The organism is Streptomonospora nanhaiensis (assembly GCF_013410565.1).
Lineage (GTDB): Bacteria > Actinomycetota > Actinomycetes > Streptosporangiales > Streptosporangiaceae > Streptomonospora > Streptomonospora nanhaiensis.
Genome location: NZ_JACCFO010000001.1, coordinates 4,342,676 through 4,358,926 on the forward strand (window position 1 = coordinate 4,342,676; position 16,251 = coordinate 4,358,926).

At 75.4% G+C, this 16,251-nt stretch carries 15 protein-coding genes and 1 pseudogene; 12 read left to right on the plus strand and 4 right to left on the minus strand.

From position 1 onward, the window contains the following. Positions 1–521: 521 nt before the first annotated feature. Positions 522–992, minus strand: a complete 471-nt coding sequence (locus tag HNR12_RS19200) for a MarR family winged helix-turn-helix transcriptional regulator (RefSeq protein WP_179768910.1) — start codon at positions 990–992, stop codon at positions 522–524. A gap of 158 nt (positions 993–1,150) precedes the next feature. Between HNR12_RS19200 and HNR12_RS19205 the strand changes: the two are divergent. Together HNR12_RS19205 and galE are read left to right on the plus strand one after the other, a co-directional pair. Further along, positions 1,151–2,336 (plus strand): annotated as a pseudogene (locus HNR12_RS19205) (MFS transporter). Positions 2,337–2,467: 131 nt separating this feature from the next. Continuing rightward, on the plus strand, positions 2,468–3,487 hold the full coding sequence (gene galE / locus HNR12_RS19210; RefSeq protein WP_179768911.1) for a UDP-glucose 4-epimerase GalE: 1,020 nt from the start codon (positions 2,468–2,470) through the stop codon (positions 3,485–3,487). A gap of 75 nt (positions 3,488–3,562) precedes the next feature. On the opposite strand, the gene HNR12_RS19215 is transcribed toward galE, so the two are convergent. Further along, the gene (locus HNR12_RS19215) at positions 3,563–4,843 is read right to left on the minus strand and encodes an FAD-dependent oxidoreductase (RefSeq protein ID WP_179768912.1); all 1,281 of its coding nucleotides are present in this window, start codon (positions 4,841–4,843) and stop codon (positions 3,563–3,565) included. Between the two features lie 223 nt (positions 4,844–5,066). On the opposite strand from HNR12_RS19215, the gene HNR12_RS19220 reads away from it, so the two are divergent. The 4 genes from HNR12_RS19220 (at position 5,067) to guaA (ending at position 10,453) form a co-directional block, all read left to right on the plus strand. After that, entirely contained in the window at positions 5,067–6,653 is a 1,587-nt protein-coding gene (locus tag HNR12_RS19220) for a succinic semialdehyde dehydrogenase (protein ID WP_179770723.1), read from the plus strand. 321 nt (positions 6,654–6,974) lie between these two features. Continuing rightward, on the plus strand, positions 6,975–7,553 hold the full coding sequence (locus HNR12_RS19225; RefSeq protein ID WP_218901981.1) for a methanogen output domain 1-containing protein: 579 nt from the start codon (positions 6,975–6,977) through the stop codon (positions 7,551–7,553). Then, the gene (locus HNR12_RS19230; RefSeq protein ID WP_179768913.1) at positions 7,547–8,665 is read left to right on the plus strand and encodes a PP2C family protein-serine/threonine phosphatase; all 1,119 of its coding nucleotides are present in this window, start codon (positions 7,547–7,549) and stop codon (positions 8,663–8,665) included. The genes HNR12_RS19225 and HNR12_RS19230 overlap by 7 nt, the downstream gene beginning before the upstream one ends. A gap of 201 nt (positions 8,666–8,866) precedes the next feature. Then, on the plus strand, positions 8,867–10,453 hold the full coding sequence (guaA, locus tag HNR12_RS19235; RefSeq protein WP_179768914.1) for a glutamine-hydrolyzing GMP synthase: 1,587 nt from the start codon (positions 8,867–8,869) through the stop codon (positions 10,451–10,453). Positions 10,454–10,601: 148 nt separating this feature from the next. Here guaA and HNR12_RS19240 read toward each other — a convergent pair whose 3' ends face one another. Next, positions 10,602–11,582 carry an NAD-dependent epimerase/dehydratase family protein gene (locus HNR12_RS19240; RefSeq protein ID WP_179768915.1) on the minus strand — a complete coding sequence of 327 codons (981 nt, stop codon included), beginning with the start codon at positions 11,580–11,582 and terminating at the stop codon, positions 10,602–10,604. A 148-nt stretch (positions 11,583–11,730) separates the two neighbouring features. After that, a complete protein-coding gene (locus HNR12_RS28620; RefSeq protein WP_308118549.1) occupies positions 11,731–12,318 on the minus strand; it encodes a CGNR zinc finger domain-containing protein in 588 nt (195 codons plus the stop codon). Between the two features lie 126 nt (positions 12,319–12,444). Here HNR12_RS28620 and HNR12_RS19250 point away from each other — a divergent pair, with 126 nt between their 5' ends. From HNR12_RS19250 to HNR12_RS19275, 6 genes are all read left to right on the plus strand, one after another. Beyond that, complete coding sequence (locus tag HNR12_RS19250; RefSeq protein WP_179768916.1) at positions 12,445–12,882, plus strand: VOC family protein; 438 nt, start codon at positions 12,445–12,447, stop codon at positions 12,880–12,882. A gap of 33 nt (positions 12,883–12,915) precedes the next feature. Next, positions 12,916–13,842 carry a pyridoxamine 5'-phosphate oxidase family protein gene (locus HNR12_RS19255; RefSeq protein WP_179768917.1) on the plus strand — a complete coding sequence of 309 codons (927 nt, stop codon included), beginning with the start codon at positions 12,916–12,918 and terminating at the stop codon, positions 13,840–13,842. After that, positions 13,839–14,294, plus strand: coding sequence for a nuclear transport factor 2 family protein (locus HNR12_RS19260; RefSeq protein ID WP_217781833.1), 456 nt, complete (start codon positions 13,839–13,841; stop codon positions 14,292–14,294). The genes HNR12_RS19255 and HNR12_RS19260 overlap by 4 nt, the downstream gene beginning before the upstream one ends. 276 nt (positions 14,295–14,570) lie before the next feature. After that, on the plus strand, positions 14,571–15,083 hold the full coding sequence (locus tag HNR12_RS19265; protein WP_179768918.1) for a hypothetical protein: 513 nt from the start codon (positions 14,571–14,573) through the stop codon (positions 15,081–15,083). 20 nt (positions 15,084–15,103) lie between these two features. After that, entirely contained in the window at positions 15,104–15,538 is a 435-nt protein-coding gene (locus HNR12_RS19270; protein ID WP_179768919.1) for a hypothetical protein, read from the plus strand. A 106-nt stretch (positions 15,539–15,644) separates the two neighbouring features. Further along, the gene (locus HNR12_RS19275; RefSeq protein WP_179768920.1) at positions 15,645–16,238 is read left to right on the plus strand and encodes a hypothetical protein; all 594 of its coding nucleotides are present in this window, start codon (positions 15,645–15,647) and stop codon (positions 16,236–16,238) included. Positions 16,239–16,251 lie beyond the last annotated feature (13 nt).

Here is a 16,251-nt window from a genome sequence, read left to right on the forward strand (position 1 = left end):
GCGGGACGCCCTCGGCCCGAGGCCGCCCCGCCGGCGGCCCGGCCACCCGGTTGCCGTGGCCCCGACCGGAGGGGCGCGGCGGCCGGCGCCGGCGGCGGGCCGCCGGCGCCGCGGCGAACGCGGGGCGGCGGGCGGTGTCGGGCCTGGTGGCGGGGCGGGCGCGCTCGGTCGGCGGCGGGCGCCGCTTCCAGCGGGCCGCCGGCCCTCCTCGGCCGTGCGGCCGGGGACGCGCCGCGGGGCCCGGCCCGCGCGCCCGCTGCGCGGGTGAGGGCGCGGGCGCGGACAATCCCGTGGCGACCGCACGGGCGGCGGCCCATTTTTCCGTTATGCACTGATAAATGGAGAACCGCGCGTGTTCTCCGTCACCCCATTGGCCAAAACGCCAGACGCCCCCGCGGCGGCGGATGTCCAATTGAGGACCTGCGTCCTTTTCCGGAGAGCGGGATTTTCCACCGCCGTCGCCGTGCGCGCCGCGACGTGCCGCGGGCCTCCCCGGTGCGGCGCACGCGGGGCGGGGCCCTTCAGGCGGAGGCGGGTGCCTCGCGCAGGACGGCCGCCAGCGGTGCCAGGGCCGGGTTGCGCTGGGCGTGTTCCAAGGCCTCGTCCAGGGCGGCGTCGTTGGTGGGTCGGGCCTCGGCCAGGAGGCGGCGGCCGGCCTCGGTGAGGGCGGTGTAGATGCCGCGCCGGTCGTCGGCGCACAGCCGGCGCTCCAGCAGGCCCCGCCCCTCCAGGCGGTTGACCAGCCGGGTGGTGGCGCTCTGGCTGAGCACGACCACCTCCGAGAGTTCGCTCATGCGCATCTTGCCCTCGTCGCGCGCGCTCAGCGCCACCAGCACGGAGTACTCGCGCGTGCTGATCCCGTGCCCGTCCTGGAGCGCGCGCTCGACGCGGGTCTCGATGGTGTCGTGGAGGACCGACAGCGCGCACCACCGCTGGGCCAGCACCGTCGGGGGGCCGCCGCCCTCGGTGGGGGCGGGTGCGGGGGCGTCCATGGCCGGACCTCCTTGGGCGTGCGGCAAAGCGAGGGGCGCCGGGTGTGTCGGCGCTCACCGCCAGGATACCCCCGCGTGCAATATCAGGCGCTTGCAACTAACAGCGTGTGCATATATTGTCCGAGCTGTCTACCGGCCCGTGCAACAAGGGAACCTCCATGCCTCTGGCACTCTGGGCGCTGGCCGTCTGCGCCTTCGGTATCGGCACGACCGAGTTCGTCGTCACCGGCGTCCTGCCGGGCATAGCCGAGGAGTTCGGCGTGTCCGTCTCCACCGCCGGCTACATCGCCACCGTCTACGCCGCCGGAGTCTTCGTCGGCGCGCCTGACGACCGTCCTGGGCACCCGGGTCGAGCGCAGGCGGATGCTGGCCGCCCTCATGGTGCTGTTCGTGGCGGGCAACCTCGTCACCGCGCTGGCGCCCACCTTCGGAGCGGTCCTGGCCGGCCGCGTCATCGCCTCGTTCACCCACGGGGCGTTCTTCGGCATCGGCGCCGTCGTGGCCGCCGGGCTGGTCGCCCCCGCCCGCCGCGCGGGCGCCATCGCGTTCATGTTCACCGGCCTCACCGTGGCCAACGTCGTCGGGGTGCCCGCCGGCACCCTGCTGGGCGAGGCCCTGAGCTGGCGCGCGACCTTCGCCGTCATCGCGCTGGTCGGCGTCGTCGGCCTCATCGGCGTCCTGGCGCTCGTGAAGCGCGGCGAGCGGCCCGCCGGTGCCCGCGTCCGCCCCGAGTTCGCCGCCCTCGCCGACCCCCAGGTGCTGCTGGCCATGGGCATGACCGTGCTGGGCTTCGGCGGGGTGTTCGTCTCCGTCACCTACCTGGCGCCGATGATGGTGGAGGTGGCCGGGTTCTCCGAGTCGGCGGTCACGTGGGTGCTGGTGCTGTTCGGCCTGGGCATGGTCGTGGGCAACGCGGCGGGCGGCCGGATCGCCGACCGCGCGCCGATGCCGCTGCTGCTGGGCGCGCTGGTCGCTCTGGCGGCCACGCTGCTGGCCTTCACCTGGGGCGCGCACAGCCAGGCCGCCTCGCTCGTGCTGGTCTTCCTCGTCGGCGCCTTCGGGTTCGCCACGGTGCCGCCGCTGCAGATGCGCGTCATGGACAAGGCCGCCCACGCTCCCACGCTCGCCTCGGCCCTCAACATCGGGTTCTTCAACCTCGGCAACGCCCTGGGCGCGTGGCTGGGCGGGGCCGCCATCGCCGGCGGTCTCGGTTTGACCGCGCCCAACTGGATCGGCGCGCTCCTGCCGCTCGGCGCGCTGGTCCTGGCCGTGGCCGCGGCCGCGCTGGACCGGCGCGCGGGCGCCGCCCCCGCAGCCCCGGCGGTGGCGGCCGTCCGCGAGTGAGGGCGGGGCGGCCGGCCCGCCCGGGCCGACCGCCCCGGGAGCGGCGCGCCACCGCGGCCCCCGCCCGCGCATATGCTGCTGGGTGCGTCCGCGACGTGGGCGGACGCGTCGTTCGACACTGGTGGAGTCCCATGAACGTGCTGCTCACCGGTGGCGCCGGCTACATCGGCTCGCACATCGCCGTTGAGCTGGTCAGCGCCGGCCACGACGTCGTCCTGCTCGACGCGTTCACCAACAGCCGCCCCGAGGCCGTGACGCGCGTCGAGCGCATCACCGGCCGGGCCGTCCCGGTGGTGGCCGGCGACTGCGCCGACCGCGAGCGCCTCGACGCGGTGTTCTCCGAGCACGCCTTCGACGCGGTGGTCCACTGCGCGGGCCTGAAGGCCGTGGGGGAGTCCACCGAGAAGCCGCTGCTGTACTACCGCAACAACCTCGACTCCCTGCTCGCCCTGTGCGAGGCCATGGAGGCCCACGGGGTGCGGCGCATGGTGTTCAGCTCCTCGGCGACCGTCTACGGCGACCCCGCCCGGGTGCCCATCACCGAGGACATGCCGCTGTCGGCGGCCAACCCCTACGGCGCGACCAAGCTGTTCGCCGAGCGGATCCTGGCCGACCTCGCCGCCGCGCGCCCGGACTGGCACACCGTCGCCCTGCGCTACTTCAACCCGATCGGCGCCCACCCCACCGGCCTCATCGGCGAGGACCCCCAGGGCACGCCCAACAACCTCTTCCCCTACATCGCCCAGGTGGCCGCCGGCCGGCGCGACCGGCTGCGCGTGTTCGGCGCCGACTACCCCACGCCCGACGGCACCGGCGTGCGCGACTACCTGCACGTGGTCGACCTCGCCCAGGGCCACGTCGCGGCGCTGGAGCACCTGGGCGACATGCCGGGGTTCAGGGCCTACAACCTCGGCTCCGGCGAGGGCGTCTCGGTGCTCCAGGCGATCGCGGCGTTCGAGGCCGCCACGGGCCGGCCGGTGCCCTTCGAGGTGGTCGACCGCCGCCCCGGCGACATCGCCGAGTGCTACGCCGACGCCTCGGCCGCGCGGCGCGACCTCGGCTGGAGCGCCAAGCGCACCGTGGCCGAGGCGTGCGCCGACTCCTGGCGCTGGCAGTCCGCCAACCCGCGGGGGTTCGCCGGGGACTCCTGACCCGCCCGGCCGCTGCTCCCGCGGGGGTCCGGCGGGTCCGCCGGCCGGATGCGCGGTCGTTCGCTTCGCGCCGGTTCAGGCGGGTCCGCTACCGGCGACGGCGGGGGGCCGCACGTGCTCGGGCCGCAGTCCGGTGGCCATCACCCGCGCCACCAGCTGGGACCACGCGTGGGTGCCCGCCGCCAGCCGCAGCGGCAGCGGCAGCCGCTCGCTCCCGCTGAGCACCCGCCCGATGACCTGGCGCTGGAGCAGCTGCTGGATCGCCTGGGTGCCGACCGTGGGCATCCAGCGGCGGCGCTGCACCTGGGCCAGCAGTTCGGGGTTGAGCGTCTTGGCGTAGCGGTCGGGGTCGCTCTGGGCCTCCAGCAGCGGCCGCGCCAGCAGGTTGGCCGTCGCCACCGCGTCCTGCACCGCCAGGTTGATCCCCACGCCCCCGACGGGGGTCATGGTGTGGGCGGCGTCGCCGATGGCCAGCATGCCCGGCCGGTACCAGCGGCGCAGCCGGCCGGAGCTGACGTTGAGGAACGCCACCTGGGACCAGTCGTCCACCTCGCGGACGGCGTCCTCGCCCAGGAACGGCAGCAGCTCCAGCAGGCTGTCCTGGAAGTCGCGGATGGCCCCGGCCCGCACCTGGTCGTAGCCGCCCTTGGGGATGAGGTAGGCCACCTGCCAGTAGTCGCCGCGGTCGATGGCCACCGCCATCCGGCCCTCGCCCAGGCTGCCGTTGAGGCCGGACTCCCCGGCCGGGGCGCGCCGCACACGCAGCCACAGCACGTCCATGGGGGCGCCCAGTTCGGCGGGCACCATCCCGGCGGCGTCGCGCACGCGGGAGTCGCGGCCGTCGGCGGCCACCGTCAGCACCGCCCGCAGCGGCAGCTCGGGGCCGGGCTCGCCGCCCTCGGGGTCGCGCCGCCGGTAGCGCAGTCCGCGCACCGCGCCGTCCTGCTCGATCAGCCCGGTGGCCTCGGTGTTCATCAGCAGCCGGAAGCCGGGGTAGGTCCGCGCGTGGTCGGCGAGCATGTCGAGGAAGTCCCACTGGGGCATCATCGCGATGTGCCGGTAGCGGCCCGGCAGTTCGTCGAGGTCGGCGTCGATGATCGCGCGCCCGCCGCGCGCCGCCGTGATGGTGGTGACCTTGCGGTGCGGGCGGCGCTCCAGGTCCTCGGCCAGCCCCAGTTCGTCCAGGACCTGCAGGGTCGAGGGATGCACGGTGTCGCCGCGGAAGTCGCGCAGGAAGTCGGCGTGCTTCTCCAGCACGGTGGCGTCCACGCCCGCGCGGGCCAGCAGCAGCCCCAGCATGATCCCGGCCGGTCCTCCGCCCGCGATCGCGACAGTGGTGTTCTCGGTGTGCGACATCGCAGCCTCCCGCCACGGGGGCCGAGGACGTCTCCTCGCGGCGCCCCGGAATCCCTTCACCCGGTCCACGGGCCCGGCCGGCGCGCCGTGCCGGCGCGCGCACCGCCGCCGAAGGCCCACGGAAGTCCTCCCCGGCACTCCGGCCGATAACCGGAAAAACTTGGTTACTCACGGGTAGTCAAGGTGGCCCGCGCCGCATTACGCTCCCGGCATGACGACCGCTATGCAACGTAAGAGCGGCTTGCGCGGGTTGAGCGGGTTTACCACGCGTGCGGCGGTCGAGGCCGCCCTTCCCCGCCTGACCGGGCGTGTCGCCGCGGATCCGGCCCGCACCACGACCACCACCGCCCCCTTCACCGGCGAACCCGTCGCCGCGCTCCCGCAGTCCACCGCGGCCGACGTGGCCGGCGCCTTCGAGCGCGCCCGCGCCGCACAGCGCCGGTGGGCCGCGCTGACCCCCCGCGAGCGCGCCGAGCCGTTCGTGCGCTTCCACGACCTGGTGCTCTCCCGCCAGCGCGAGATCCTCGACATCATCCAGTGGGAGACCGGCAAGGCCCGCCGGCACGCCTTCGAGGAGGTCTACGACGCCGCCGGCGGCACCCTGCACTACGCCCGGCGCGCGCCCCGCCTGCTGCGCCGCGAGCGCACCCCCGGCGCGGTGCCCGGCGCCACCCGCACCTACTTCCACCGGCGCCCCAAGGGCGTGGTCAGCGTCATCAGCCCGTGGAACTACCCGCTCGCGCTGCCCGTCAGCGACGCCGTGCCCGCGCTGCTGGCCGGCAACGCCGTGGTCGCCAAGCCCGACACCCAGACCGCGCTCAGCGCGCTGTGGGCCATCGACGTCGCCGTCGAGGCCGGCCTGCCCGAGGACCTGTGGATCCCGGTGCTGGGCGAGCCCGCCGAGATCGGCGACGCGCTGATCGACAACGCCGACTACGTCGCCTTCACCGGGTCCTCGCCCGTGGGCGCCGCCATCGCCCAGCGCGCCGCCGCCCGCCTCATCGGCTGCTCGGCCGAGCTGGGCGGCAAGAACCCCGCCATCGTGTGCGAGGACGCCGACCTCGACTGGACCGTCGAGGGCGTGCAGCGGGCCTGCTTCAGCAACGCCGGGCAGCTGTGCATCTCGATGGAGCGGGTCTATGTCCACGAGTCGCGCTACGCGGAGTTCACCGAGCGCTTCGCCGACGCGGTGCGCGGCATGGAGCTGAACGCCGACTTCGACTACTCCGCCGACATGGGCTCCCTCACCCTGCGCCGGCAGTTCGAGCGGGTCGACGCCCACGTGCGCGACGCCCGGGACAAGGGCGCCGAGGTGCTGGCCGGCGGCCGGCCCCGCACCGAGATCGGCCCGCTGTTCTACGAGCCCACCGTGCTGGCGGGGGTGGCGCCCACCATGGCCGCCTGCGGCGAGGAGACCTTCGGCCCGGTGGTGGCGGTCTACCCCTTCGGCGACGAGGACGAGGCCGTGCACGCCGCCAACGCCACCGACTACGGCCTCAACGCCAGCGTGTGGACCCGCGACACCGCGCGCGGGCGCCGCCTGGCCGAGCGCATCGACGCCGGAACGGTCAACGTCAACGAGGGCTACGGCGCGGCGTGGGCCAGCTACGGCGCCCCCATGGGCGGCATGAAGCGCTCCGGACTGGGCCGCCGCCACGGCGTGGAGGGCCTGCTGCGCTACACCGAGTCCCAGACCATCGCCAGCCAGCGCTTCGTCTCGCTGGGCGGCACCCCCGGCATGAACGCCGAGACCCTGTCGTCGGTCATGACGGCCAGTGCCCGGCTGATGAAGCGGTTCCGCATCCGCTGACCGCGCCCCGGCCGGGCGGCCCGCCGCCCGGCCGGGGCGCCCTTTCCCCGGAAGGCCCCGCGCGTGCGATCCCCCAGCCCTTGCCCCGGTCCCGCGCCCGGCGGCACCCCGCCGCGCCCCGGAACGCGCGGCGGTGACCGCCGGTGAGTCCGCCGAAACGCACGGAAACTCCGCGCCGTGTTCGCGGTTCCGTAAAAAGTGGAAAACTCCTGCAGCCGGATTCATGCGGGCGTATCGTTCGCCTCACGACGCCGCCGCCGTCCACCTCGCCCGCGTCCCCGAACCGCGGCGGCGGCCACCTCGCAGTCCAGGGAGGGGACCATGCGAGTAGCCAAAGCCGCAGTTCCGCTGACCAGCGACGTGTTCCTGCGCCGCTTCGTCACCGAGTTGACCGCCTCGCTGGAGGAGGTCATCGGCCGAGAGGAGGCCACCGGCTACATCGGGCTCGCCGGGCAGCGCCTCGGCGACGCCCTGGGCGACCTCTACACCCGCGAGCTCGACCTCGCGCGGTTCGACCGCGAGCAGATCGCCGAGGTCCTCGTCGACCTCTACCGCCGCATCCAGGGCGAGGTCTACATCATCTCCGCCGACGACGACCGCATCGTCCTGGGCAACCGCTCCTGCCCCTTTGGCGGCCAGGTCCGCGGCAACGAGGCGATGTGCATGCTCACCTCCAGCGTCTTCGGCACCATGACGGCCCGCCACCTGGGCTACGCCAAGGTCGACCTGTCCGAGACCATCGCCGCGCGCAGCCCGCGCTGCCGCATCGTCATCCACCTGCGCCCCGGCCCGGCCGCCGACGGCGCGCCCGGCAACGAGTACTACGACCGCCTCGACCCGCCGCCCCCGGCCGCCGACACCGCCGACGCGCCCGCCCTCGGCCCGCACCGGCCGTGCTAGCCGGTGAGCTGTTCGGTTCGATCACCCGCGCGGTCAGCGAACCGATGCTGCTGGTCGGGCTCTCGGGAGAGGTCCTGGGCCACAACGCCGCCATGCGCCGGCTGTTCCCCGCCGTGGTCACCGGCGCCAACCTCTACCGCCTCACCTCCGACAGCCCCGAGCGGGTCGGCGACACCCTGTGGCGGTGGGCCCGCTCGGGCGAGCCCATGGCCGGCGCCCTCGCGCTGATCGGCGCCGAGGGCCGCCCGCGCCGCTGCCACGGGTTCGGCAGCCGCGCCGCCTGGGCCGACGTGGGCGAGCCCGTCGTGCAGGTCCGGCTAATCTCCACCTTCGACCGCGAGCGGCTGCGCCGCATGGCGGTGTCCAACGACCGCGAGCGCCACCTGCGCGCCCAACTGGAGCGCGAGCACGAGATCGCGCTCGGCCTCCAGCGCAGCCTGCTGCCCGAGCGGGTCGACGCCGCCGAACTCGACGTCGCCGCCCAGTACGCGCCCACCGCCTACGGCGTGGAGGTCGGCGGCGACTGGTACGACGTCTTCCCCATTCCCGGCAGCGACCACATCGCCCTGGTCATCGGCGACGTTGCCGGGCACGGGCTGTCGGAGGCGACGGTCATGTCGCAGCTGCGCAGCGTGCTGCGCGCGGCGGCGCTGGACGATGGCCGCCGCCCCGACCGGGTGGCCGCGCGGCTCGACGCCTACGTCGACACCTACCTCCCGGCGAGCATGGCGACCATGTGCTACGCCGTCTACGACCCCGCCGCGCGCGAACTCTCCTACGCCAACGCCGGCCACGTGCCGCCGATGCTGCGGCGCGCCGGCGGCGCCTGCGAGCGGCTGGAGGAGGTGGTCGACCCGCCGCTGGGCTGCTCCCTGGGCGGGGCCCACCGCACCGCCCGGGTCGGTGTGGACCCCGGCGACCTGCTCGTCTGCTACACCGACGGCGTGGTGGAGCAGCGCCGGGAGTCGCTGGACGTCGGCCTGGCGCGGCTGGCGGCCCTGCTCACCGGGTTCGCCGACCCCACACCCAAGGACGTGTGCACCACGGTGATGGCGTGGTCCACGCCCACCGACCACGCCGACGACCGCGCGGTGCTGGTGGCCGGGTTCTGACCCGCTCCGGCGGCCCCGGCGCCCGGACGGTACCGGCGGCCCGCGCGGCCGAGGCGCCCGGGGGCGCGGACGTGCGCGGACGTGTGCGGGGTCCCACGGCCCGGCCCGCCGGCCCCGGACCCCGCCCGGGCCGCCACGCCCTAGACTGGGTGGCGTTCCAGCTGCCCAAACCAACGTTTCCACCTGCGGGAAGGCCGTTCCGTGTCCCCTGCCGACGCCGGCGAGCACGCATTCGACACCGTCCTCGTCGTGGACTACGGCGCGCAGTACGCCCAGCTCATCGCACGGCGGGTGCGCGAATGCCACGTCTACAGTGAGATCGTCCCCTGCACCATGCCGGTCGAGGAGATGCTGGCCAAGCGGCCCAAGGCCATCATCCTCTCCGGCGGGCCGTCCTCGGTCTACGCCGACGGCGCGCCGCAGGCTCCGCGCAGCCTGTTCGAGACCGGCGTGCCCACCTTCGGCATCTGCTACGGCTACCAGGCCATGGTGCAGGCGCTGGGCGGCACCGTCGCCAAGACCGGCCGCAGCGAGTTCGGGCGCACCGAGTTCCAGGCCGGCACCGAGTCCGTGCTGTTCAACGGCCTGCCCGCCGTGCAGACCGTGTGGATGTCCCACGGCGACTCCGTGGCCGAGGCCCCGGCCGGCTTCCGCACGGTCGGCAGCACGCCCAGCACGCCCGTCGCCGCCATGGAGGACCCCGAGCGCGGGCTCTACGGCGTGCAGTTCCACCCCGAGGTCCTGCACTCCGAGCACGGCCAGGAGGTCCTGCGGCGCTTCCTCTACGAGGGCGCGGGCTGCCGGCCCACCTGGACCATGGTCAACATCGTCGACGAGCAGCTGGAGCGCATCCGCGCCCAGGTGGGCGACAAGCGCGCCATCTGCGCGCTCAGCGGCGGCGTCGACTCCGCCGTGGCCGGCGCCCTGATGCAGCGCGCCATCGGCGACCGGCTCACCTGCGTGTTCGTCGACCACGGGCTGCTGCGCAAGGGCGAGGCCGAGCAGGTCGAGAAGGACTTCGTGGCCGCCACGGGCGCCAAGCTCAAGGTGGTCGACGCCCAGGAGCGGTTCCTGGGCGCGCTGGCCGGGGTCACCGACCCCGAGGAGAAGCGCAAGATCATCGGCCGGGAGTTCATCCGCGTCTTCGAGCAGGCCGCGCGCGAGGTCGTGGCCGAGGCCGGCGAGGCCGACACCGCGGTCGAGTTCCTGGTGCAGGGCACCCTCTACCCCGACGTGGTGGAGTCGGGCGGGGGCACCGGCGCCGCCAACATCAAGTCCCACCACAACGTCGGCGGGCTGCCCGACGACCTTCAGTTCGCGCTGGTGGAGCCGCTGCGGGAGCTGTTCAAGGACGAGGTCCGCCGCGTCGGCGAGGAACTGGGACTGCCGCCCGAGCTGGTGTGGCGCCAGCCGTTCCCCGGGCCGGGCCTGGGCATCCGCATCATCGGCGAGGTCACCCGCGAGCGCCTGGACATCCTGCGCGAGGCCGACGCCATCGCCCGCGAGGAGCTGAGCCGGGCCGGCCTGGACCGCGACATCTGGCAGTGCCCGGTCGTGCTGCTGGCCGACGTGCGGTCGGTGGGCGTGCAGGGCGACGGCCGCACCTACGGGCACCCGGTGGTGCTGCGCCCGGTGAGCAGCGAGGACGCCATGACCGCCGACTGGTCGCGGCTGCCCTACGACGTGCTGGCCACCATCTCCAACCGGATCACCAACGAGGTCCGCGAGATCAACCGCGTCACCCTCGACATCACGAGCAAGCCCCCGGGCACCATCGAGTGGGAGTAGGCGCCGCGCCGCGCCGCTGACCCCTCGTGGGGGAAGCGGCGGGCGCGCGGCGCGCCACCGGCGGCCGCCCGGCAGCGGGCGGCCGCCGGTTCCGGTTTTCCGAGGGCCTTGCGGCGGCGTTCCGGGAGCGGGGCCGGGGCGCCCGGGATCAGCCGTCGGCCGCGGCCAGCGCGGCGTCGTCGGCGGCCGTGTCCGCCTCGGTCCACGGCTCGGGCGAGGGGTGCGCCAGGTGCCAGCGCACCGACTCCGCGACCCGGGTGGCGGGGTCGCCCGGCCGCCAGCCCAGCAGGTCCTGGGCGCGCGCCGAGGACACCAGGAGGTGCTGGGCCGAGGCGCCCGTGGCCGCGAGGTCGGGCGGCAGCGCGGAGTCGGGCACCCGCACGAGTTCGGCGGGGGACTCCGCCGCGTCGAGGATCTGGCGCAGCCAGCCGCCCACCGAGCAGGTGCGCGCCTCGGCCACGTTCAGCGCCTGGCCGTCGGCGGCACGGGTGTCCAGCGCGGCGAGGACCGCCGCGGCCAGGTCGTCGACGTGCAGGCGCGACCACAGCAGGTTGGCCGCCCCCACCGGGATGCGGGCGCGCTTGGCGCGCACCCGCCGCAGCACGACGTCCTCGCGGCGCTGGGCGTCGTGCGGGCCGTAGACGACAGGGGCGCGCAGCACCACCGCGCCGCGCGCCAGCCAGCGCTCCTCGACGTCGAGCTTCTCGTAGTCCTCGGGCACCCCGGGCAGCCCCGCGCCGCGGTAGGGGCGGCGGTCGGTGCGCAGGGGGGAGTCCTCGTCGATCGGCAGCGGCGCCAGTTCGCGGCCGGTCCGCAGGCCGGTGAAGGCGAGGTAGACGTCGGCGCTGGAGAGGACCACGGCGGGCACGGGGGGCAGGACGGGGAGCACCGCGTCCACGTCGTCGCCGGTCAGCGCGTAGGCGTCGACGATGGCCTCGGGGTCGAAGGCCCGGACGCGGTCGGCGTGCTCGGCTAGGGCGCGGCGGTCGGTCCGCAGCTCCTCGGCGCCCTCGGGCGGCGCCGCGGTGCGGCCCCGGTGCACCACGAGCACGCGGTCGCCGCGGTCCAGCAGTCGTCGGGTGATCTGTCGACCGGTGAATCCGGTCCCACCGAGAACAAGTACGCGCATGGGCCCATCCTGCCGAAGGACCGGGCGCGCCATCGCCGTACTTCTGCTGTGGGCCGAATCCGCTCACAGCACAGCGCCCGCGCCGGGCGGGGCGCCGCCGCCCGGGCGGCCGTGCCCGGCCCGCTCCGGCCCGCCCGCTGGGTCCTGCTCAGTCCTGCCGGGGCGGCCGGTGGCGGCTGTAGTGGCGCGCCACCCGCGCCCGGTTGCCGCATCCGGCCGAGCACCACCCGCGGCGGGGGTGGTCCTTGCGGAAGTACAGCACGCAGCCGGGCCCGTGGCAGGCGCGCAGCAGGGCGGCGTCCTCGCCGCTGAACAGCCGCGCCGCGGCGAGGGCGAGTTCGCCGCGGGCCCGGTCGGCGTCGCGGGGGCCGGGGTGCCACTGGAGGGCCAGGCCGTCGCCGGTGGCGACCAGGCGGGGCGCGCATGCGGCCATGTCGGCGTTGAGGTCGGCCAGCGCGGTGCCGAGGTCGTCGGGCGGGTCCCCGGCCGGCGGGCGGTCGTCGGCCGTGAGGTCGGCGGCGACGCGGCGGGCGGCGGCGCGCAGCCGGCGGAACGCGGCCAGGTCCTCGGCGGTCACCGAGGGGGCCGCGGCGAGCCCGGTGCGCTCCAGCCACGCCCGCAGGCCGCCGGTGTCGGCGAGGTCGTCGTGGCGGCCGCGGCGGTCGGCCCAGACGGTGTTCATCAGCCGGACGGGCAGCGGCTCCTCCGGCAGCAGGTCGGCGATCGTGTCGGGCACGGCTCCCCCCTTCGCGGACCGATCCTAATGGATGCACGGGTTGACAGCGTTAGTGCTGTCGTGATGACATATCGAACTAATGGATTCATGTGGTTCTTCCATTAGATATGGAGAGGTGTCATCGCCATGAAAACCGGACACGTCGCCCTGAACGTCACCGACCTCGCGCGCTCCACCGCCTTCTACCGGGAGGTGTTCGGCCTGGAGGTCCTGGCGGAGCGCACCGAGGGCGACCAGCGGTTCGCCCTGCTCGGCGACGACGGCGCGCTGACGCTCGCCCTGTGGCAGCAGAGCGCCGGCGCCTTCCCCACCGGCCGGCCCGGCCTGCACCACCTGTCCTTCGAGGTGCCCGACATCGCCGCCGTGCGCGAGGCCGAGGCCGTGCTGCGCAGACTGGGCGTCACCTTCGCCTACGACGGGATCGTGCCCCACGGCGAGGGCGCGTCCTCCGGAGGCGTGTTCTTCACCGACCCCGACGGCGTCCGGCTGGAGATCTACGCGCCCTCGGGTGCCGACACCGCGCCCGCCCCCACCCCCGGCTCACCCACCTGCGGGTTCTTCTAGACCCGCGCGGCACCACCCACCCGAGGAGGACCAGTGCGCCACGAAGGCGAACGGATCGCGCAGCGGCGGGCGAAATTCCCCGACCGGCCGTGGGGCTCGGCCAAGGTCGGTGCGGCACTGCCGCGCGTCGCCGCCGACTTCCTGTGCAGGCAGCGCCTGGCGGTGATCGGCGCCCCCGACGCCCGCGGCGCCGTGTGGGCCGGCCCGCTGGCCGGCGAACCCGGGTTCGTGACGGCGCCCGACGACCGCACCGTGGTGGCGCGGCGCGAGCCCGTGCCCGGCGACCCGCTGGCCTTGCTGTTCGCCGAGGAGCACCCGATCGGCGTGCTGGCGATCGAACCGGCGAGCCGCCGCCGGATGCGCGTCAACGGCCTGGCCCGGCAGGAGGGCGACCGGCTGGTGATCCGCACCGAGCAGGTGTACGCGAACTGCCCCAAGTACATCCAGGCGCGCGGCGCCGAGGCCGCCCCAAAGGCCGCGGCGCCCCGCCCCGCCGCGGAGTCCACCGCGCTGTCGCCCGCCCAGCGGGCGTGGATCGCGGGGGCCGACACGTTCTTCGTCGCCACCCACGCCGCCGGCCTCGGTGCCGACGCCTCGCACCGCGGCGGCCGCCCGGGCTTCGTCGCGGTCGCCGACGAGCGCCGGCTGTCCTGGCCCGACTACGCCGGCAACTCCATGTACATGACCCTGGGCAACCTCGAACTCGACCCGCGCGCCGGACTGCTGTTCCTGGACTGGGAGCGGGGCGCCACACTCCAGGTGACCGGCCGGGCGTCGGTCGACTGGAACCCGGAGCGGGCCGCCGCCGAGCCCGGCGCGCAGCGCGTGGTGGACTTCGAGGTGGAGCACGTGGTGCAGATCGACGGCGCCGTGCCGCTGCGCTGGGGACCGCCCGAGTACTCCACGTTCAACCCCGACCCGTACCGGGGTCGGCACCGCGAGCAGGAGGTATCCGCATGACCCGCCCGCCCCTACCCCCGTTCACCCGCGAGACCGCGCTGCGCAAGGTCCAGGCGGCCGAGGACGCCTGGAACACCCGCGACCCGCACCGCGTGGCCCTCGCCTACACCCCCGACTCGCGGTGGCGCAACCGCGACGAGTTCCTGACCGGCCGCGACGAGATCGTGGCGTTCCTGCGGCGCAAGTGGGAGCGGGAGCTGGACTACGCGCTGCGCAAGGAGCTGTGGGCGTTCACCGACGACCGCATCGCCGTACGGTTCCAGTACGAGTGGCACGACGCCGCCGGCCAGTGGTGGCGCAGCTACGGCAACGAGCAGTGGGAGTTCGCGCCCGACGGGCTGATGCGCCGCCGGGAGGCCGGCATCAACGACGTCGCGATCGCGGAGGCCGACCGCCGCATCCGGGGGCCGCGCGACCCCGAGGCGCCGCACGAACCGCTGCCGCCGGCCTGACCGGGCGGCGGGCGCCACGCACGCTGCGGGGGCGCGGGGGCGGCACACGCCGGGGCCGCACCCCCGCGTGCCCCGGCGGCGAACCGGGTGCCGGTCCTGGACGCGGGTGGACGCCAGAGCGGCGGTGGGGAGGCGCCGGGCACGGGCGCGGCGGGCCGCGAAGGTGGTCGGAAACCGGGTGGGCATTGTCCACAAGCGGCGGCGTCGTCCTGGTGGGGTGCGGCCGGAGGCGGCTAGGTTGGTCGGACGACAACCGCCGAGAAGTGGGAGTCCGCCATGCTGGCGCAGTTCGCCTCGTTGCTCTGGAACCTGCCGTTGGTGCTGCTCGGCGTGGTGGGCCTGGCACTTACCCCGCTGATCCCGTCCGGGCGCAGAACGCTGCCCGCCATCGCCATGGCGCTCGTCCTCGTCTTCGGGGTGGGCACCATGTTCCTGCCGCTGGTGGCGGTCGAGGTCCACCCGGCCGTCGGCGGGATCCTGGGCAGCCTGCTCGGGCTGCTGCTGATCGTGGCCCTGCTGCTCCTGGTGCTCACCGCCATCCGGCGCCCGCCGGTCACCGCCTCGGCCGTCCCGCCCGGCCGGCCCGGCTCCGGCGCCTATCCGGCGGGACCCCGCGGTGCGCCGCCGGCCGGGCCGTACGGCCCCGCCACTCCGCCGCATCGGCCGCCCGGCGCCGACGGTCCGCGGCCCGGCTCCGGCGGCCCGCCCGCGCCCGGCGGCCCGCCCGCGCCCGGCGGCCACCCGCCGCGACCGCCCTTCGGCGACAACCCGCCGCCCACCGCCGGCTAGACGGGATACGGAGTCCGCCCATGCTGTCCCTGGAATCGCTGCCGTTCGACCCCGTCTACTTCATCCTCGCCCTGGCCACCGCGGCGGTGGGGGTCCTCGCCTTGGTGGGGGCGGGGCGCGCGCCGCACCTGCGCGCGCTCATCCGCACCGCCGGGGCGCTGCTCGTCCTCCGCGCCCTGGTGGACGTCACCTGGTACGTGTGGATGCTCAACTTCACCCCCGACGGCAGCGGCCTGGGCCCGCTCATGGCGGCCACGTCCCTGCACAGCGTCCTGAGCACGCTGCTGACCATCGCCTCGGTGGTGCTGCTGCTCATCGCGATCATCGCGGGGGCCCGCCGCGGCCGTCCGTCGGGCGCGCCGCCCGAAAGCCGATGGAACCCGCCGGGCGGCGCCCCGGGTCCTAGTTGGCATTCCGGCGGCGGAGCCGGACCGGCCGGCGGGCCCGGGGCCTGACCCCACGCGCCGCCCCAGCACCCCGCATCACCCGGCCGATGCGTTCCGTCACCGCCGTGGAGTAGGTTCACCGGAACGCGAATCCCAAGAAGGCCGGGAAGCACCGATGCACAGCCCCGTGATGCCCTTCGTATGGTCCGTCCCCTTCATCGTCGTTCCCCTGCTCGGGCTCGGCCTGCTGTTCCTCGCTCCCCGGGGGCGGCGGGTGCTGCCCGCGATCGGCCTGGTGCTGATGCTGCTCGACGGCGCGGGCGATCCCCTGCTCTCACCGCAGCTCTACATCCACCTGGGCGTGGAGGTCCCGTTCGCGGTGATCAGCGTCCTGAGCGCGGTCCTGAACGTCGCGCTGGCGGCGGGCTTTTTGCTGCTGGTCCTGGGCGCGGTCCGGCGTCCGGCCGAATCCCCGGCCCGAGCGGGCGCGCACGGCAGGCCACCGGGCGCGCCCCCCGCCGGAGCCCCGGGCTGGGGCCCGCCGCCGGGCCACACCCCGCCCCCTGGAACGTTCGGCGGGGCCCCGGGCCGCCCGGGGGCGCCGGGCGTCCCGGGAACGCCGGGAGGACCGGGGGCGCCGGGCGGCCCGCCGCCCGCGGCGGCCGGCGGCGGACCCTACGGCCCCCGCCCCGGAGGCGGCGACCCCCCGCCGCCGGCGGCGAACCACACCCCGCCGCCCTCCGACACCCCGCCGCCCTCCGCGGGCTGACCCTCCCGCCCCG

Bases quoted from the DNA above. Each gene is read 5' to 3' on its own strand.
- HNR12_RS19200 (WP_179768910.1), bottom strand. From the start codon at position 992: ATGGACGCCCCCGCACCCGCCCCCACCGAGGGCGGCGGCCCCCCGACG.
- galE (WP_179768911.1), top strand. From the start codon at position 2,468: ATGAACGTGCTGCTCACCGGTGGCGCCGGCTACATCGGCTCGCACATC.
- HNR12_RS19215 (WP_179768912.1), bottom strand. From the start codon at position 4,843: ATGTCGCACACCGAGAACACCACTGTCGCGATCGCGGGCGGAGGACCG.
- HNR12_RS19220 (WP_179770723.1), top strand. From the start codon at position 5,067: ATGCAACGTAAGAGCGGCTTGCGCGGGTTGAGCGGGTTTACCACGCGT.
- HNR12_RS19225 (WP_218901981.1), top strand. From the start codon at position 6,975: ATGCGAGTAGCCAAAGCCGCAGTTCCGCTGACCAGCGACGTGTTCCTG.
- HNR12_RS19240 (WP_179768915.1), bottom strand. From the start codon at position 11,582: ATGCGCGTACTTGTTCTCGGTGGGACCGGATTCACCGGTCGACAGATC.
- HNR12_RS19250 (WP_179768916.1), top strand. From the start codon at position 12,445: ATGAAAACCGGACACGTCGCCCTGAACGTCACCGACCTCGCGCGCTCC.
- HNR12_RS19260 (WP_217781833.1), top strand. From the start codon at position 13,839: ATGACCCGCCCGCCCCTACCCCCGTTCACCCGCGAGACCGCGCTGCGC.
- HNR12_RS19265 (WP_179768918.1), top strand. From the start codon at position 14,571: ATGCTGGCGCAGTTCGCCTCGTTGCTCTGGAACCTGCCGTTGGTGCTG.
- HNR12_RS19270 (WP_179768919.1), top strand. From the start codon at position 15,104: ATGCTGTCCCTGGAATCGCTGCCGTTCGACCCCGTCTACTTCATCCTC.
- HNR12_RS19275 (WP_179768920.1), top strand. From the start codon at position 15,645: ATGCACAGCCCCGTGATGCCCTTCGTATGGTCCGTCCCCTTCATCGTC.